This is a genomic window from Spiroplasma endosymbiont of Lasioglossum malachurum (genome assembly GCF_964020065.1).
Classification (GTDB): Bacteria; Bacillota_I; Bacilli_A; order Mycoplasmatales; family VBWQ01; genus Spiroplasma_E.
Map to the genome: position 1 here is coordinate 927,159 of NZ_OZ026534.1, position 18,714 is coordinate 945,872.

At 23.7% G+C, this 18,714-nt stretch carries 17 protein-coding genes and 1 pseudogene; 5 read left to right on the plus strand and 13 right to left on the minus strand.

Annotated elements, in window-relative coordinates:
- Window positions 1-166 precede the first annotated feature (166 nt).
- Both AACK95_RS05150 and AACK95_RS05155 read left to right on the plus strand, forming a co-directional pair.
- Window positions 167-1,039, plus strand: a complete 873-nt coding sequence (locus AACK95_RS05150; protein ID WP_338979742.1) for a hypothetical protein — start codon at window positions 167-169, stop codon at window positions 1,037-1,039.
- A gap of 186 nt (window positions 1,040-1,225) precedes the next feature.
- Window positions 1,226-1,690 (plus strand): hypothetical protein, encoded by a 465-nt coding sequence (locus tag AACK95_RS05155; RefSeq protein ID WP_338979743.1) that lies wholly within the window; start codon window positions 1,226-1,228, stop codon window positions 1,688-1,690.
- Window positions 1,691-2,004: 314 nt separating this feature from the next.
- Here AACK95_RS05155 and AACK95_RS05160 read toward each other — a convergent pair whose 3' ends face one another.
- Window positions 2,005-2,955, minus strand: a complete 951-nt coding sequence (locus AACK95_RS05160) for an IS30 family transposase (RefSeq protein WP_338979744.1) — start codon at window positions 2,953-2,955, stop codon at window positions 2,005-2,007.
- 318 nt (window positions 2,956-3,273) lie between these two features.
- Window positions 3,274-4,389 carry a tRNA 2-thiouridine(34) synthase MnmA gene (gene mnmA, locus AACK95_RS05165; protein ID WP_338979745.1) on the minus strand — a complete coding sequence of 372 codons (1,116 nt, stop codon included), beginning with the start codon at window positions 4,387-4,389 and terminating at the stop codon, window positions 3,274-3,276.
- Between the two features lie 239 nt (window positions 4,390-4,628).
- Between mnmA and AACK95_RS05170 the strand changes: the two genes are divergently transcribed.
- Window positions 4,629-5,336: a hypothetical protein gene (locus AACK95_RS05170; RefSeq protein ID WP_338979747.1), complete on the plus strand. Its 708-nt coding sequence runs from the start codon at window positions 4,629-4,631 to the stop codon at window positions 5,334-5,336.
- Window positions 5,337-5,348: 12 nt separating this feature from the next.
- Here the strand turns inward: AACK95_RS05170 and AACK95_RS05175 are convergent, their stop codons facing one another.
- Window positions 5,349-6,158: an IS30 family transposase gene (locus AACK95_RS05175; protein ID WP_338979749.1), complete on the minus strand. Its 810-nt coding sequence runs from the start codon at window positions 6,156-6,158 to the stop codon at window positions 5,349-5,351.
- Between the two features lie 40 nt (window positions 6,159-6,198).
- Here AACK95_RS05175 and AACK95_RS05180 point away from each other — a divergent pair, with 40 nt between their 5' ends.
- The gene (locus AACK95_RS05180) at window positions 6,199-7,149 is read left to right on the plus strand and encodes an IS30 family transposase (RefSeq protein WP_338979751.1); all 951 of its coding nucleotides are present in this window, start codon (window positions 6,199-6,201) and stop codon (window positions 7,147-7,149) included.
- Here AACK95_RS05180 and AACK95_RS05185 read toward each other — a convergent pair.
- The 9 genes from AACK95_RS05185 to AACK95_RS05225 all read right to left on the minus strand — a co-directional run bounded on the left by AACK95_RS05185 (window position 7,146) and on the right by AACK95_RS05225 (window position 17,296).
- Window positions 7,146-7,502 (minus strand): helix-turn-helix domain-containing protein, encoded by a 357-nt coding sequence (locus AACK95_RS05185; RefSeq protein ID WP_338979753.1) that lies wholly within the window; start codon window positions 7,500-7,502, stop codon window positions 7,146-7,148. The two genes, AACK95_RS05180 and AACK95_RS05185, sit on opposite strands and share 4 nt — an antisense overlap.
- Window positions 7,503-7,708: 206 nt before the next feature.
- Entirely contained in the window at window positions 7,709-8,929 is a 1,221-nt protein-coding gene (locus AACK95_RS05190; RefSeq protein ID WP_338979755.1) for a hypothetical protein, read from the minus strand.
- A gap of 17 nt (window positions 8,930-8,946) precedes the next feature.
- On the minus strand, window positions 8,947-10,935 hold the full coding sequence (locus AACK95_RS05195) for a hypothetical protein (RefSeq protein WP_338979757.1): 1,989 nt from the start codon (window positions 10,933-10,935) through the stop codon (window positions 8,947-8,949).
- A gap of 450 nt (window positions 10,936-11,385) precedes the next feature.
- Window positions 11,386-11,532 carry an HNH endonuclease signature motif containing protein gene (locus tag AACK95_RS05200; protein WP_338979759.1) on the minus strand — a complete coding sequence of 49 codons (147 nt, stop codon included), beginning with the start codon at window positions 11,530-11,532 and terminating at the stop codon, window positions 11,386-11,388.
- Window positions 11,533-11,757: 225 nt separating this feature from the next.
- Entirely contained in the window at window positions 11,758-14,160 is a 2,403-nt protein-coding gene (locus AACK95_RS05205; RefSeq protein ID WP_338979760.1) for an extracellular solute-binding protein, read from the minus strand.
- Window positions 14,160-15,263, minus strand: coding sequence for a spermidine/putrescine ABC transporter permease (gene potB / locus AACK95_RS05210; protein WP_338979762.1), 1,104 nt, complete (start codon window positions 15,261-15,263; stop codon window positions 14,160-14,162). Before potB ends, AACK95_RS05205 begins: the two co-directional genes overlap by 1 nt.
- A gap of 1 nt (window position 15,264) precedes the next feature.
- The gene (gene potA, locus AACK95_RS05215; RefSeq protein ID WP_338979764.1) at window positions 15,265-16,317 is read right to left on the minus strand and encodes a spermidine/putrescine ABC transporter ATP-binding protein; all 1,053 of its coding nucleotides are present in this window, start codon (window positions 16,315-16,317) and stop codon (window positions 15,265-15,267) included.
- A 20-nt stretch (window positions 16,318-16,337) separates the two neighbouring features.
- Window positions 16,338-16,871 carry an XRE family transcriptional regulator gene (locus tag AACK95_RS05220; protein ID WP_338957168.1) on the minus strand — a complete coding sequence of 178 codons (534 nt, stop codon included), beginning with the start codon at window positions 16,869-16,871 and terminating at the stop codon, window positions 16,338-16,340.
- Between the two features lie 287 nt (window positions 16,872-17,158).
- Complete coding sequence (locus tag AACK95_RS05225; RefSeq protein WP_338979766.1) at window positions 17,159-17,296, minus strand: hypothetical protein; 138 nt, start codon at window positions 17,294-17,296, stop codon at window positions 17,159-17,161.
- Window positions 17,297-17,333: 37 nt separating this feature from the next.
- Between AACK95_RS05225 and AACK95_RS05230 the strand changes: the two genes are divergently transcribed.
- Complete coding sequence (locus tag AACK95_RS05230) at window positions 17,334-17,657, plus strand: hypothetical protein (RefSeq protein ID WP_338979768.1); 324 nt, start codon at window positions 17,334-17,336, stop codon at window positions 17,655-17,657.
- Between the two features lie 230 nt (window positions 17,658-17,887).
- Here the strand turns inward: AACK95_RS05230 and AACK95_RS05240 are convergent.
- Window positions 17,888-18,648, minus strand: a pseudogene (locus AACK95_RS05240) (NAD(P)-dependent oxidoreductase).
- Window positions 18,649-18,714: the final 66 nt, after the last annotated feature.

An 18,714-nucleotide genomic window follows, 5' to 3' on the forward strand; every position in this document is an offset into this window, starting at 1 on the left:
TTTTAAAAAATATTTATTTTTCATATTTTTAAACATTATAAACAAATAGTATATAATAAATATTGGAGAACTTATTATACGATGTTATATTAAAAAAAGTAACTAAGTTATTGATTTATAGTTATTATAATAAGTTTAAAGAATATTATTGGAGGTATATGTGAATATGAAAAATATGTTAAGATTAATGAGTGCCCTTGCATTAACAGTAGGAGCAACTCCTTCAGTTGTTGCGTGCGGTAATAATGGTTCAAATATTCCTAATAATCCGCAATTAAATGGGAAATATGCAGAATTATTAGGATGATATAGTGATGAAAATACAAGTATAATTGATGAAGTAATAAATTTTGATAATCTTGGAACTTGTATTATCACTGCTGACTCTACTAATCTTATTAAAGATAATTTGTTTAAAGAAAAGTTATTAGTTGAAGGTTCTGCTGCTGGTAAATGGAAAGCAAAAGATGTTAATGCTGCAACCTTTTTAAGGGAATTGGGATTTACATCTGGTAATCAAGATAATGATTATTCAGAATCCGATGTTGATGCTATTACCAATTTAATTGTAACAATTAAAACTGCTGCTCCAGGTGAAATATCAGTTGCTGACACAACTGACTTTAAAGTAGCGGATGGTATTTGTCAAATTGATATTATGAGTAGCAAAACTGCTGCTAAGCTTGTTAAATCTTATAATATTAATATAAAGGCAGCAAATTTAAATGTTTCAAAGGTAATAACAAGTAATATTATAAAAGAACCTTTAACTGATTTAAAACTAACTGCTGATCAAGGATTCAAGGCCGATCAGCCAACTTCTGGTTTTAAATTAGAGTTTACTGATGAATTAAACAAAACAAAGTTTGAGTCTTTACTTAAAGTATTAAATACATCTTTTACAACTCATTTTTTTAGTTCACCTACCGGCACAGAAGAAATAAAAACTTTTAATGATGGTGAACCCACATTTTTACAGTTACATTTTGATAGTGTTATTCTTGCACAAAAAATGGCTGTTGGAACTCCAGGTAAATAATAAATTTTCTAATTAATATAAATTAAATTTAAATTTATAATAAAATATATTATTTTATTATAGATTTACTTTATTTCTAAATAATTTAGTTGTAAAATTAAATAAGAACTAATACTTGATTTTTTAAATCTCTTTTCATTTATTTAAATTGAAAAAGGATTTATTTTATTTAAAGGTGGTAATCAAATGGCAAACAAATCATATTATGTTAATGATAACAATCAATTAAAAAATTATAAATTAGAAAAATATAAAATTGATAATGATTTAAAAATTTTATATAAAGTAACAACAACTTATAATGATACTGAACCTAAAATTTTAAAAGCATTACCAATTGAAGAGTTGGATAATAATACTATTAATTCTTTTTTTATGTTGATCAAACAAAATCAATGTGATAATTTTGCTGTGTATTATGAAAATAATTATGATATTAAAAAAATTAATGATTTGATTACTAATCAAGAACTAAATTTTACATTTGAACAATTAGATTTTTTAAAGCAATTTTTTATTAGTATTAAAAATGTTGCTATTACTATATTTGATATGCGTATTAAGCCAATTATAAATAATACTGTTGATAGTAATAGTAGTAATAATGGTATTAGTAATACTTTTCAATCTAAACCACGAATTTTAAATTAATATTTTTTTAAAATTTAATTTTAGAAAAAAATATCAAAATAAAAACTAAATATTGCTTAATTATAATTAGGTTTTACTGATTAAATATTCCCATATTATCATTTTTATTGACTAGACATTTATAAATGTCATTAGTTTTTAAAGCATTAATCTTATCTTTTGCATCAAATTTTAAACTTATTATTAATCCATTTATGCCTTTCATTTTTATGAATGTATTTTTATCATTAGTATATTTATAAATACTATCATTAGTTATTACATATATTTTGCCTTTATTATTTTTATATGCTAAATTGTAAAGGTAAGTGCAACTAAATTATTTTTCTATCCAAATATTCGATTGGTGAAAGATAATTTAATATTTTTCTCGGTCTTTGATTTAAAGACAATATAAATTTATGAACTTCATTTTTATTAGTTTTTGAAAAAATAAATTTTTTAGGAAATTTTTCTCTAATTAAACCATTAGTATTTTCATTAGTACCTCTTTGTCAAGGTGAATATGGATTGGCAAAATAAATTTTTACATCTAAATTTTTTTCAAATTGTTGTCAATTTGAAAATTCTTTGCCACGATCAAAAGTAATAGTTTTAACAATGTTTTTAGGAAGAATTGATAAATAATAACTGACATTTTTATTAATAACTTTAGTAGTTCTGTTTTTAACTAATATTGCTAAAGTAAATCGTGATACTCTTTCAACTAAAGTTATTAAACATGATTTGCTTTTGCCTCTTGATGATACTATAGTATCTCCTTCTCAATGACCAAGTGTTATACAATCATTAACATTTATATCTCGTTCTTTAATTGATTTACCATTAAACTTGCCACGATTTTCTTTAGATTTTCGTTTTTTACCTTTTCTTCTTAAATTTTTACTAGTAACTTTATCAAGCATTCCAAAATAAATTCAAGTATAAATTGTTTTAAAACTAATAACTCACTCTTTATGAAAATTTTTAATTCTGCCATAAATTTGTTCAGGTGATCAACCTAATAGTAATTTTTGTTGTACATATTTTACTAAATTCTTATTTTTAAACTTATGAAAACTAATATGTGATTGTTTTCGATTTTCAGCTTTATTTTGTGCAATTAATGAAAAATAATGATTATTATCTTTATTTCTATTAATTTCTCGAATAATAGTACTAATACTTCGATTAAGATTTTTAGCTATTTTACTAATTTTAAATTTAAATTTCAATTGATTCTCAATATAAATCCTTTCATCTATGCCAAGATGTTTATAACTCATATAAAAACTCCTTACTTTTTTCTAAACTAAATTTAGCATTATGAAATTTTTATATGAGAATTTTTTGCAATTTTATTTACTTGCACTTACAAGTATAATTCAGCGTTAATATTTTTTTTCATTAAAATCTCTTTTTATTTTTTTCTATAACTTTTATAATAATAGGTTATTTTATATTTTAAAAACGTAAAAAAGAAAATGCAATAAAAGTATCTAAAAACTAAAAAAATAGTTTAATAGTAATTTTTGAATCTTGAAAATTATAAAAAAATATGCAATTAAAAATTTTATCATTTATATTAGTTTTTTAATAATTGATTAGCGAAATATTTGATCAATAACTCCACCACCAAGACAAATATCACCATCATAAAAAACAGCGGTTTGACCGGGCGTAATAGCGCGTATCTTTTCTGAAAATTCAACCTTAATTTCATCGTTATTAATAAAATTAATAATAACAGCAATATCAGATTGACGATAGCGAAATTTTGCATTACATTTTAAAGAGTTTTTTAATGTACTATTATTAATTCAATTCAATGATTTAACAGTACAACCGCTATTCATTAGTCATTTATTTTCATTATCATTAGCAACATAAAGGATATTATTAGTAACATCTTTTTCAACAACAAAATACGGAACTTTCATTCCTGAAAGATTAATACCTTTTCTTTGACCAAGTGTATAGTAGTAAACACCATTGTGATTACCAATAGTAGTTTTGGTATTAATATCAACAATTTTGCCAGGATTAGCTGGTAAATAATTTTTTAAAAATGTCTGAAAATTACGATTACCAATAAAACATATGCCAGTAGAATCTTTTTTTGTTGCTGTTGGTAAATTATATTTTTTTGCTAATTCCCTAACTTCAGTTTTAGTTTTATTACCTAAAGGAAATAAACTATATTTTAATTGTTTTTGTGTTAATTGACATAAAAAATAACTTTGATCTTTATTATCATCAATTCCTTTTAATAACTGATATTGTTTAGTAATTGGATTGTAGTTAATTCGTGCATAGTGCCCCATTGCAATATAATCTGCTTGTAAATTTTTTTGTGCATATTTTAAAAAAGTATCAAATTTAATATATTTGTTACATAGAATATCGGGATTAGGAGTACGACTTTTTTTAAATTCTTCAAGAAAATAAGTAAAAACATTATCTCAATATTCCTTAACAAAATCAATTCTTTCTAATTTAATATTTAATTTTTGGCAAACAGCTAAAGCATCAAGATAATCTTGTTCTTGTGGACAAATATCTTGATTATTGTTACCTTGTAAATCATTATTTAAAAGTGAATCTCAATTACGCATAAAAAGACCAATAACTTCATGGCCTTCTGCTTGTAAAAGTGCTGCTGTTACTGATGAATCAACACCACCACTCATACCAACAACAATGCGTTTTTTTTCTGTCATTTTTTACTCCTTAATACTTTTCATAAATGTTTAATAATTGTAACAAATATATAATAAATACCCAAATAAATATTTTTAAATTATTGAATTTATATATTGATTATTAAGTGATAATCCTTTATACTAATGTTAAAATACATAAAAGCAATTTAACAAAATATGGTTTATAACCACTTTTGTAAAGTTTGTTACTAATGTGTTTTTTATGTTTTAATAAAAAAATAGAGAGAAGAGAAAAAATGCCACAAGAAGAAGAGTTATTAATAAATAATGATATAGATAGCAATATAGAAGCAAATACTATTAATAATAGTTGAAGTAGTTTAATATGATCAGATACTAAAAAAATAATTGGAACAGCTAGTTTATTAACAGCAGCAGTTGGTTTGAAAACTGTACAACGAGTATTTCAGGTAGCAGTTACTAGTATTGGATCATTTGATTGAAATAAAGTAAATCCTTTAAATAATTTAGTTGATTTTGGAGTAACTCCAGTACAATTGGTAATTAGTACACAAGCAATGAATTTATGAAAATTGGGCGCAGAAAAAATTTGACAAGAGGGAAGAACAATATTTAATAGAACTGCTGATCAAGAAATGAGTCCGCTTTTATCTTTATATCCCGAAATTGGTGTTGAAGAAGGTTATTCATGTCTTTCAAAAACAGCTATCTTTGGAAAAATGCTAATAGCAAAAGCTGGATATTGAATTTCGAATCATTTTATGATTACAGCTTCTAGTATGTATTCAGTTGGTTCTTTAACTAGTTTAGCTGAATATTGAAGTAAAATTATTTATGGCCCAAATATTTTATCAACAATTATACGAGCAGAAGTTTTATGTTATACTTCTATCTTAATAGATAAGGGTATAGAATATTTAACAAAAACACATATGTGGTTTGCTTTCAAAAGATATTTTAATTGTTTAAATGCTAAATTGTAAAGATAAGTGCAACTAAATTATTTTTCTATCCAAATATTCGATTGGTGAAAGATAATTTAATATTTTTCTCGGTCTTTGATTTAAAGACAATATAAATTTATGAACTTCATTTTTATTAGTTTTTGAAAAAATAAATTTTTTAGGAAATTTTTCTCTAATTAAACCATTAGTATTTTCATTAGTACCTCTTTGTCAAGGTGAATATGGATTGGCAAAATAAATTTTTACATCTAAATTTTTTTCAAGTTGTTGTCAATTTGAAAATTCTTTGCCACGATCAAAAGTAATAGTTTTAACAATGTTTTTAAGAAGAATTGATAAATAATAACTGACATTTTTATTAATAACTTTAGTAGTTCTGCTTTTAACTAATATTGCTAAAGTAAATCGTGATACTCTTTCAACTAAAGTTATTAAACATGATTTGCTTTTGCCTCTTGATGATACTATAGTATCTCCTTCTCAATGACCAAGTGTTATACGATCATTAACATTTATATCTCATTCTTTAATTGATTTACCATTAAACTTGCCACGATTTTCTTTAGATTTTCGTTTTTTACCTTTTCTTCTTAAATTTTTACTAGTAACTTTATCAAGCATTCCAAAATAAATTCAAGTATAAATTGTTTTAAAACTAATAACTCACTCTTTATGAAAATTTTTAATTCTGCCATAAATTTGTTCAGGTGATCAACCTAATAGTAATTTTTGTTGTACATATTTTACTAAATTCTTATTTTTAAACTTATGAAAACGCTGAATTATACTTGTAAGTGCAAGTAAATAAAATTGCAAAAAATTCTCATATAAAAATTTCATAATGCTAAATTTAGTTTAGAAAAAAGTAAGGAGTTTTTATATGAGTTATAAACATCTTGGCATAGATGAAAGGATTTATATTGAGAATCAATTGAAATTTAAATTTAAAATTAGTGAAATAGCTAAAAATCTTAATCGAAGTATTAGTACTATTATTCGAGAAATTAATAGAAATAAAGATAATAATCATTATTTTTCATTAATTGCACAAAATAAAGCTGAAAATCGAAAACAATCACATATTAGTTTTCATAAGTTTAAAAATAAGAATTTAGTAAAATATGTACAACAAAAATTACTATTAGGTTGATCACCTGAACAAATTTATGGCAGAATTAAAAATTTTCATAAAGAGTGAGTTATTAGTTTTAAAACAATTTATACTTGAATTTATTTTGGAATGCTTGATAAAGTTACTAGTAAAAATTTAAGAAGAAAAGGTAAAAAACGAAAATCTAAAGAAAATCGTGGCAAGTTTAATGGTAAATCAATTAAAGAATGAGATATAAATGTTAATGATCGTATAACACTTGGTCATTGAGAAGGAGATACTATAGTATCATCAAGAGGCAAAAGCAAATCATGTTTAATAACTTTAGTTGAAAGAGTATCACGATTTACTTTAGCAATATTAGTTAAAAGCAGAACTACTAAAGTTATTAATAAAAATGTCAGTTATTATTTATCAATTCTTCTTAAAAACATTGTTAAAACTATTACTTTTGATCGTGGCAAAGAATTTTCAAATTGACAACAACTTGAAAAAAATTTAGATGTAAAAATTTATTTTGCCAATCCATATTCACCTTGACAAAGAGGTACTAATGAAAATACTAATGGTTTAATTAGAGAAAAATTTCCTAAAAAATTTATTTTTTCAAAAACTAATAAAAATGAAGTTCATAAATTTATATTGTCTTTAAATCAAAGACCGAGAAAAATATTAAATTATCTTTCACCAATCGAATATTTGGATAGAAAAATAATTTAGTTGCACTTACCTTTACAATTTAGCAAACTAATAACTCACTCTTTATGAAAATTTTTAATTCTGCCATAAATTTGTTCAGGTGATCAACCTAATAGTAATTTTTGTTGTACATATTTTACTAAATTCTTATTTTTAAACTTATGAAAACTAATATGTGATTGTTTTCGATTTTCAGCTTTATTTTGTGCAATTAATGAAAAATAATGATTATTATCTTTATTTCTATTAATTTCTCGAATAATAGTACTAATACTTCGATTAAAATTTTTAGCTATTTCACAAATTTTAAATTTAAATTTCAATTGATTCTCAATATAAATCCTTTCATCTATGCCAAGATGTTTATAACTCATATAAAAACTCCTTACTTTTTTCTAAACTAAATTTAGCATTATGAAATTTTTATATGAGAATTTTTTGCAATTTTATTTATTTGCACTTACAAGTATAATTCAGCAAAATATCTGACTAATCTATACTAAATATAACACTTTATTAATTTTATTTAAGAAGATTAATAAAATGCTTATTTTAAAAACTAAATTTAGTATGTAAGTACTTAATTTCATTGAAAAATACTTTTAATATAAAATGTATTAATTAAAGAAGGATGTCATATATCTGTACCATAACAGTCAATATGAATTATTATTCCATTAACACCCACATTATTTAAAAATTTTGTTAAATTATCTTTAAATATAGAATTTCAAAAATTTTTAAAAGTTCAATTATCACCAATTTCATGCTCCATATTACTATAATCAAATAAGTTTCCATTAATAAAGTACTTATAAATTACATCTCAATTATTTTGATTATTAATTAAATAATATAAATCCTGATAATTAATATAAATATCACCTGTATAATCAACTGAAGCAAAAGGACCAGGACTAACATGAGTTTCAAAATTACTTGTATTACTTTTTTCGTAACTATAATGATTATAATTTAACTCAATAATATTATTATTATGATCAAAAATATAACTAATGACATAACTTGTATCATCATTTGAAAATGGCATATTTAACATAAAATTATAAACGTATTTATTATTAATAATTAAATCAATAATTTTAGTAATTAATTCATTATTAATTTTTCCTCTTAAACTACTTTGTGCTATAAAATATATTCCCAAATTAATAGCAACTGACTGACTAATCTTATTTTCAATTACTGCTTTAGCAATATAATATAAACCTGATGTTTCGCTTAAACTATTGCTATATTCAACTTTATCAGCACCTACTTGTTGTGAAATATCAATATGTTTTTCAACTCCACCAAATTGCAAATATTGTCAATCAGTATTATCACCACTAAAATCAGTAGATGAATACTGACTATTACTATAAGAATTGTAATTTGCTTTAACTGTAGTTATTTTTTTATGACTAATCATTTCTTGCATCGTATTTTCAATATTTAATTTTTGATCAGCAGGAATAATAACATCAGGATTATAAATTAAAGTTCCTTCATTATTTACTAAAAAAACATTTCTTGCATTAGCAAAAGTATAACTTTTTAAAGCTGATGTGTCATAACTATAAAACTTATGATCAGTTATTGATTGATTAGTTATTATATCACTATCATTTAAATAGCCATATTGATTATTAAATAATGAAGTTACAGAATCACTTATTGATGATTTATTTGCTAATAATTTATTAATGGTAGTATTAGTATCATCAATAGTATTAATAATACTATTACTTGCCAAAGTTAATGTTGTTAATGTACTTAAAATGATTAATAATTGTTTCATATTACTTTTTCCTTTTTTTAACTTACTAACTGGTAATTAAAATTAAAATTAAAATCAGGGAATGTTAAAGTAGCACGATCACTAATAGTTTTGCCAGCAAACCTTTCTGATAAATCAAGAGTATAAAGTGTATTATCTTTAGTTGGTTGTGTTTCGCTGTCAGTAAATACTAGTTTTACATTATTTAACTCTCAACCCGATTTTGTTGTTACTGTAACATCGGTTTCTAGAAAAATACTTTTTGTTTGAGTAATTAAATCTCAGAAATTATTTACCTTACCACCTTTAATATCTTTACTAATATCAACTGACATACCACTTGGTTTTGTGTCACCATCTAATAAATAATTCATAGTGAACTGTCCAGTAAATGCATTCTCAACTGGACGATAAGAATTGTTATTAATTGTATTTAATAAACTATCTTTATTAGTAATTCAATTACCTAATAAATTATCTTGTTCATAAAAATGTTGACCTTCTTGTAAAATATTTGCATCTTGACCATCTTTTAATCAAATACCTTTTAATGCAAAATCTTTTGGCGAAGGATAATTACCAGTAATATTATTTTTATTATGACCATGAACAATAGCTTTAGCACTTAAAGAACCATCTAATTTATAACTATTATCAGCAGCTTTTATTGTTATTTCAATATTTTTACCTAATTTATTATTAAAAATATTATTACCAACATTTAAATTTGTTGATATTGTATAATCACTATCTTTAATATTAAGATCTGAATAATTTTTTTGGAAATAAGATTGACAAATCTTCTTTACACTCTCAATAATTTGACTATTAACAAATTTAACATCTTCTTCTGATAATTTACTATCGGCATTAATAAAATTACCATTTTTATCTTTTTGATTATCTAAAGTAATTTGAAAGTTTTTATTATCTTTATCATTATTATATTGTGTTTCAATTTCATTAGTTAATTCTTTCATGCTACTTAAATCAGCAATATCATTTTTAATATTTATAGTGCAATTATCTTTTTTTCCTGTAAAGTTTCAAGGATTATTATCTAAAGATGTAATTGAAAATTGAACAGGAACAGATGTAGTAAAATTTTTTGGTTCTGAACTATTTTGAAATTCAATTTCGTAATAATTATGTTTAATTTCTTTTTTGGGTACATTTAATGCTTTACTTAAAGTTGTTTCAAATTGATCTTGAATTGTTGGAATTAATCATTTATCTTTTATTGAATCAATAGTAGCATTTTCAGGATTAGTAATATTAATAATTTTATCAGGAAAGTTAACTGGTAAACTAGCAATATTAATTGCAACTTGATTTATAATATTAATATTAATTTCGATATTAACGTTAGTATTTTCAATACCAAAAATTGATGCTTGATCATTAGTTGTTAAATTTAAAACATAACTTTTAGACTCATTAAAGTTCTTTGGCAAAATAAAAGAAGTATTAGTTATCGGCTTTTTATCCTTACCAACAGTAAACTTAACTGCTGGATTATAATTAGCATTTAAGAAAAAATTAATTGGTAATAAAGTTAAATTATCATTATCAATATCACTTTCAATTTTAGGATCAGTTTTTTGTAAATTATTATCAATACTACTTAAAACATTTGTAAAATCAATATTACCATTATCAGCAGCATTTTCAATAACATTAAAATTAACAATATTTGTTGATTTACTAAAATAAGCAATAGTAGAATTTAAACTAATAGGTTTAGAGTTACGATGATGCTTTTGATAATAATCATCTCATAATTTATTATTAGAATTCGGATTAAATTCAGAATTATTGAAAGCAGCAGTAGTATGTAAGAGTAATATCGTAGTAACTGTTGTAGAACCAAATGCTAATAAATACAACGAAAATAATAAGATTCTTTTCTTCTTATTTTTTTTAACATTAATTGTATATATTGAATTAGATCCTGTTTTTATTTTTTTATGTTTATCCTGATTAACCATATCTTTACTCGGGCTATTACTATTTATTTTATATTTCATTTTAACAATCCTTTCCTAGTATTATTTTTAAAATAATCTAAAGTGAAAAATATAGCTTAACGCTTTAACTTGCTATTTTTAACTAAAATATTAAAATAGGAAAAAATATTAAAATAGTTTAAACCTTAGTTTTAATAAAATAAAACTAAGGTTTAAAGTAAACCAATTAAATTTAGTTTTTATATTTTAATATTAATAATTTTAATAATCATATAAACTTTGCTATACACCTATTAAAATTATAAGGAAAGAAATACTCTGTCCTTAAAAATAATATTACACTTATTATAAAAAAAGACAATATTTTTTTTAAAAAAAGATTGAATATTTTTAATTAAAAAGAACACTAATAGTAAAATAATTTTCAAAATAATTTTTCTTAATTAAGATAAAAATTAAATTAAAAATTCAATGACTATTTAATTTAATCATTGAATTTTTAAATTATGATTAATTTTTTTTAATATTACATTCAACATGCATTGGTTGTAAATTTTCTAAACTATTATTATTTGGATCACCATCAATGTGATCAATATTTCAAGCAAATGATGAAGTTGGTTGTTCACCTTGATAAGCACCTTTTATCATTGGCAAACAACACCACAGACAAGGAGCTTGCACATTCAATGTTCAAAATTCAGATAATCCTTTAAAATATTTCTCCATTTTTTGAATAGAATAGTTTCATATTTTTTCTTTGTCTTCTTTTTCTCACTTTTTACGACGTGCCACAATGAATTAACCCCTTTCGTATTAAATTATACTATAAGTTACAATTTTTTTTATATTTTTTTAAACTTAATATTACAATTTATTTTATTAACGTGCTAATAATCTATTATAAGCAGTTTGCATTTGTGGATCAAAACTACGAGTATATAAACCGTTAAAATATCCTTCATGATGCTTACTTGGATCTAATGGATCGGGTAATTGGCCATTTTTTGGAATATATACATGCTTTCAAATTTCTGCTGAAAAATTAGTACTAACTTCATCCATGGCTACTTGTAAAGGTGAGGTATAACCAAATTCACTACTTAAATCAACTTGTGTTTGTTTTTGCATTATATAATTAATAAATTTAAAAGCTAAATCTTTATGAGGAGAATCTTTACTAATTACCATATCATCATTTCAAACATTAGTCCCCATATATGGTCTAACAACAAGGTACTTACCATTATAAGAATCAGGATCATCAGCAATTGCAGATAATAAATCACCGTTATACATCATTGCTACATCCCACTTATTTTCATTACTAATTTCATCAACAATATCATCATTTAATAATTTTGTATTTTTATTTTTGATAACTGGTTCTAACCAGTCACTTGCATCTTTAATTTCAATTGGACTATGAGCATTAATATTATCACTAAATTCATTTCCTACTTGATTATATTGACCTGAACCGTTATTTTCTCCTCATTTATTTTTATAGTGTAAATCAGTAAGCGCAGTCATAAATAAGTTATGCATATCATCATTTAAAACGATACGTTTACCTAATTTTGCAGCATCTGTTAAAACACTTCATTGAACATTTGAACCATCAGCTTTAATACCAAGATCACTAAGATTATTTGTATTAGTAGTATTAATTACTAATACAACATCACCTCAAAAATAAGGAATACTATAACTATTTAAACCAAATTCATTTAAAATTCCATCACTATTTTCAACTCGATAATTATTCATTAATTCATATAAATCATGATTAATATCTTCTTTGGGATTAAAATCAATTCTACTATCATACTCAATATCACCTACAGAATTTTTTGATGCAATTGGAAAAAGTCTATCTTCACTTGCTAATTTAGCCACCATATAATCACTAGGAACCATTACATCATAACTAGTAGTATACAATTTAGCATACAATGATTCATTATCATCAAAAGTTGAATATTTTATTTTAACTTGATATTTATTTTCAAATTTTTTTAAAATATTGGGATTCATATATTCGCCTCAATTAGCAATTGATAAATCATAAACATTAGTATAAATGTAGAAAGCACCCAAACTAATAAAACTTGATAATAAGATGATACTAATCATAATTAATTTTCACGGTCATAGTAAAAAACGATATTTCTCTCTTCTTGATTTTGAGCGTTCTTCTTTTAACTCTTTCTTTTTTTTAATCTTATTCTTTATATGTTCAATTCAAATTGATTCCATCTCAAGTTTTGCTTCAAGTTTAGAAATTTGATTAATAAGTTTCGGGTGATTTTTAATATAATCCTGAATTTTAATAATATCTTGCTCAGTTACAATTTCAAAATTACCATCACTATATAATGATTTACGTTTTCTATCTTTACTCTTAACCTTTTTATAGTTAAAACCATTTAATTGTAAATAATATTTAGTTAACAACTTCTCAGTTTTAATAATTTTTTTATCATGATAAATACCTTTATCAATTTTTTCATTACGTTGTTTAATTTGTTTTTTGCAAAGAACATAAGTATTTCAAGAAATAATAAGTACTGCAATTAATAAAATAATTATTGTTGAAAAAGCATTAATATAAGGCTTAATTCGTTTTAAAGAATAAATAAAAGTTGAAACATTAGAAGTATTACCGCCAGTAAAATAAGAAATTAAAAAATCATCAAAACTCATAGCAAACGCAATAGCTGCTCCAGCAATAATTGCTGGTTTAATTGTTGGTAATACAATTTTGCGTAACGTATATCAAGGTGTTGCACCTAAATCTTGACTTGCTTCTAATTGTGACATATTTATTGATCTAATTTTTGGTAAAATAGTAATAATAACATAAGGAATATTAAAAGAAATATGAGCGAAAATTAATGTTCCAAGACCAAAACTAAAACCAAATGCCATAAATAATAACATTAAAGAAACAGCAGTAACAATATCAGCATTAACTAAAGGAATATTAGTAATCCCTAAAGTAATATTACGTATTATTTTTTTTGTTTTACTTAAACCCAAAGCAGCAAACGTACCAATAATAACAGCAACAAAAGTAGAAATAAAAGCAACAATTAATGTTACACTAACCGATTCTCAAAGTTCACTTTGTTGAAATAAATCGTAATAAGGTTGCAATGATCAAGAATTTCAACTACGAACTGAATCGCCACCATTAAAAGAGAATATCATTAAAACTAAAATTGGAGTATAAAATAATAAAAAGATAATAGCTAAATAACTATTTTTAAAAAAAGATCTCATTAATTAATACCTCCTATTTTTTTACCAGTAGCTCAACTACCAATCGCTTTTAAAGTAAAAATAATAATTAAAACAATAATACCTAAAATAACAGAAATAGCAGCACCATAAGCAAAATTAGCACCACGATAAAAATATGATTCAATAATATTTGCAATTAAAATAGTTTTTCCTTCACCAATATATTTAACTACTACTAGTGAAGTCATAGTACTTAACATCATTAAAGTAAAACCAGAAACAATACCAGGCACTGAAAAACGAAAGGTAACTTTTCAAAATGTTTTCATCTTAGAAGCTCCTAAATCTTGACTTGCTTCTAATAAATTGCGATCTGTTTTTTCTAAAGAATTATAAATTGGTAAAATAACGAAAGGCATAAACATATAAAGCATTGCTAAAATAATACCAATTGGAGTTCCTAATAAAACATTAGGACCTAAAATACTAAAAATAATTTGTAATCCAATTGTACGTAATAAAATGTTAATTCAAATTGGTAAAGTAACTAAAACTCAAATATTTTTTGAAGAAATTTTTGTTGACATAAAAGCCATAATATAAGCAATGGGATAACCAAAAATAACAGCAATTAAAGTGGCAACAAATGAATAACCAATTGAACGTAATAAAACCATAACATAACTATTTTCTTTAAAAAAAACATTAAAATTACTAAATGTAAAACGAAATATTCAAGCATTATTAGTTGCTTTAATAATTGAATATAAAATTACAATTAATAATGGCAATACAATTAAAATTACCATCACCAATAAATATGGATAAGCAAGCGTAACTCATGATTTAAAACCAAAATTTACTGATTTATCTTTGATTTTATTTTTAATAAAACTTATTTTTTGGTTTGTTTTTTTTCAACATAACAATGCTTTTTTCTTTTTTACTCGTTTCATTTTCGATTTATTTTTTGCTACTTCTTGTAAAGAAACATTATTTTTTTTAAGCTTAAACCATTTTTTAAATCTATACTTTTTTTTATTTTGATTATCAATAATTTTTTCTGGATTTGAATTATTAACTAACATATCTTGTGATTTTAAAATTTGTGTTTTAATATTACGTTTAAACAAATTTTTCATTTTACTCTTCAATTTCCTTTCACATAACATGAATATCTTCAACATTTCATTTTAAACCAACACGGTTACCTACTTCAAAATTATCAGTAGTATGAACTATCCATTTGCGTTTATTAGCAATAATTTCAATTTCTCATAATAATCCTTTAAAAGCAATAGTTTTAATAGTTCCATCAAAAAAACCACTACCTGCATTAACTAAATCAATATCTTCTGGTCGAATAACAATATCAATATTACATTCTTGTTCACCAAAACCAGTATCAGAGCATGCAAATTTTTTACCGTCAAAACGAACACAATAATCATTAACAAATACACCATTTTCAATAACATTCGAGCTACCAACAAACTGTGATGTTCATTTATTTTCAGGCTCATTGTAAATATCTTGTGGTGTCCCAATTTGTTGAATTTGACCTTGATTTAAAACAACTACCCGATCTGACATAATAAATGCTTCTTCTTGATCATGAGTAATAAAGATAAAAGTAATATTAATTTCTTCTTGAATTTTTTTTAATTCTACTTGCATTTGTTGACGTAATTTCAAATCCAAAGCAGCAAAAGGTTCATCTAATAATAAAATTTTAGGATTAAGAACTAATGCTCTAGCTACTGCTACTCTTTGTTTTTGACCACCAGATAAATCATTAATATCTTTATCTTCCATACCATTTAATTTAACCAAATCTAAAGCTTTTTTAACTTCTTTTTTGATTTTTTCACGATCAATTTTTCTTAACTTTAAACCATAAGCAATATTATCAAAAACATTTAAATGTGGAAATAAAGCATAATTTTGAAAAATAGTATTTATTTCTCTTTTATGAATTGGAATTTTAGTTAAATCCTTACCTTTAAACAATAATTGACCATTGTTTGGTTGTTCAAAACCAGCAATAATCCTTAATAATGTTGTTTTACCACAACCACTAGGACCAAGAATGGTAAGAAATTCACCTTCATGAATATTTAAACTAATTCCTTTTAAAACAACTTTACCATCATATTCTTTGGTAATATTACGTAATTCTAAAATATTTACACTCATAATTTCCTCCTTTAAATGGTTTAAAAAATTGGTGGATTTGAAACTCATAAAATAGTTGCAATTGAATTATTGGGATTTTCTAAATAATGTTTTTCATTACCTTTAATATAAAATGCTTCATTAGCTACTGCTTTTACTCTAGTTGCACCATAATGAACAAATACTGTTCCACTTAATACATATCCAAAGATCTGACCTTGAAATGGCGGAATTTTATTTGAATTACCAAATGGTTTTAAACTTAAAATTACTGGTTCTAATGTTAATTTTTGAGCATTAGGAATAATTCATTTTATTTGATAATCTTCTTCGTCACTAACAGTAACATCTTGTGATTTAAAAACTATTTTTTCTTTTACTTCACCAGCAAAAAAGGTTGATAATGGACAATCAAAAATGTCTAAAATACTTTTTAGTGTTTCAATACTAGGTGAAGAAACATCATGCTCTAACTGACTAATAAATCCCTTTGATAAATCACAACGTTTCCCTAACTCTTCCATAGTTAAATTGTGTTTCAATCTTAAGGTTTTTAACTTTCTTCCAATTTTCATATTGATTATTTTCTCCTTTTGTTTATTTATACTAAACTTTAAGTTAAATAATACAAATAAAATTATATAATATTTTTTTAAAAAAACAATTATTTATTTTATTTTTAATAAATAAAATAAATATAAAATTATTAGTGTAAAAATGTGTAATAAAAAGAATATTTTTTTCATTTTTCTACTATAAAATTAAAATAAAATTTATTACTTTAAAATAAAGTAATAAATTTAAAAAATATATTTTATTTTTTTAGTAAAGAAGAAATTGATGTGTTTTAATAAATTACCTTTTACATTGTTAATGTATTAGAATTGTATACACTTGTTGAAGAATATAAATTTTCTAAATTTGAATTTATAATTTTTTTTGAACCTTCAAAATCTAATTTTTGCTCTTCTTGTTTTTCATCATCTTTTTTTGCTAACATTTGAGTTATTTCAAAACCACCATCGATAGCACCACTAATGGCACCAACAGCAGCTCCACCAGCAACTAAACCAATAATAGTAGGAGTACCAAGAATAGCAACCTCTCCGGCTGCACAAGTAATAGAGGCTACATTAGTAACAATATTAGCAACATCACCCCCATCATCACCAGTAACAATAGTAGCAGCATTAGCAACCGTAGAGGCAACTAAATTAACAGCCGCAACACCAATACCAACAACTTTTGCAGCGCCAGTAACAACTCCAATAGTACTACCCGCTGCAACACCCGCTGCAATAAGTTCAATGGGAGTAACATTATTTTTTACTTTATTATTTAATTTTCTCTTTTTTCCATAATGGGCATATCTTTTAATCTTCCTTATTTGAAATTTAGAATAAAAAACCTATTTACTTTAAAATAAAGTAAATAGGTAAAAAACTTATATTAAGTTTGATGTTATTATAACATAATACATTAGTATATATTAATATTCATATTATTTTTTTCATATACAATATGTAAAATAACTATAATCAATTATTAAATTAAATTTTATTTTTACATTCTTGACCAGATAAAATTACTTTTAAATTTTCATAAGTAATTTCAATCATATTTTTAACAGCTTCATCAGTATACGATCCAATATGTGGTGTCACAATAACACGTGGATATAATGATAATAATTTATTTGTAATATTATCGGGAGTTGGTTTTCCAGCAAAATCTTTAAAAAAACTTTGCTTTCATTTTCTAAAACATCCAAACCAACACCTTTTAAATGACCACTTTTAACTGCATCATAAACTGCTTGTAAATCCATTAATTCACCACGAGCTACATTAATTAAAACTGATCCAGGTTTCATTTTGCTAAAAAATTCTTGTCAACTAAATGGTAATTTTCTTCTTTAATATATGGACAATGTAATGAAATTAAATCCGATTCTTTAAGTAAAGTTTTTAAATCACAATAAGTTAGAATACTTTTTGCTTGATCACTTTCATAAATATCATATCCTAATACCTTTGCTCCCATTCCATGTCATGCCTTAGCTGCTTGATAACCAATGCGGCCAGTTCCAATAATTCCTATTGTTGAATTACGAATTTCTTTGGCAAACATAAAATCATCAATTTTAAAATTATGATTTTGTTGATGATTAGCACTATAAAATAAATTTCGAAGTAAGCCGTTTCCCATACTTACTGCTAATTCACTAACAGCATTGGGCGAATAACCAGGTACATATGCCATTTTAAAACCTAATTCATGAGCTTTTTTTAAATCAATATGATTATAACCAACAGTTCTAGTTAATAAATATTTAACGCCATATTCTTTCATTTTTGCTGAATTATACTTGTAAGTGCAAGTAAATAAAATTGCAAAAAATTCTCATATAAAAATTTC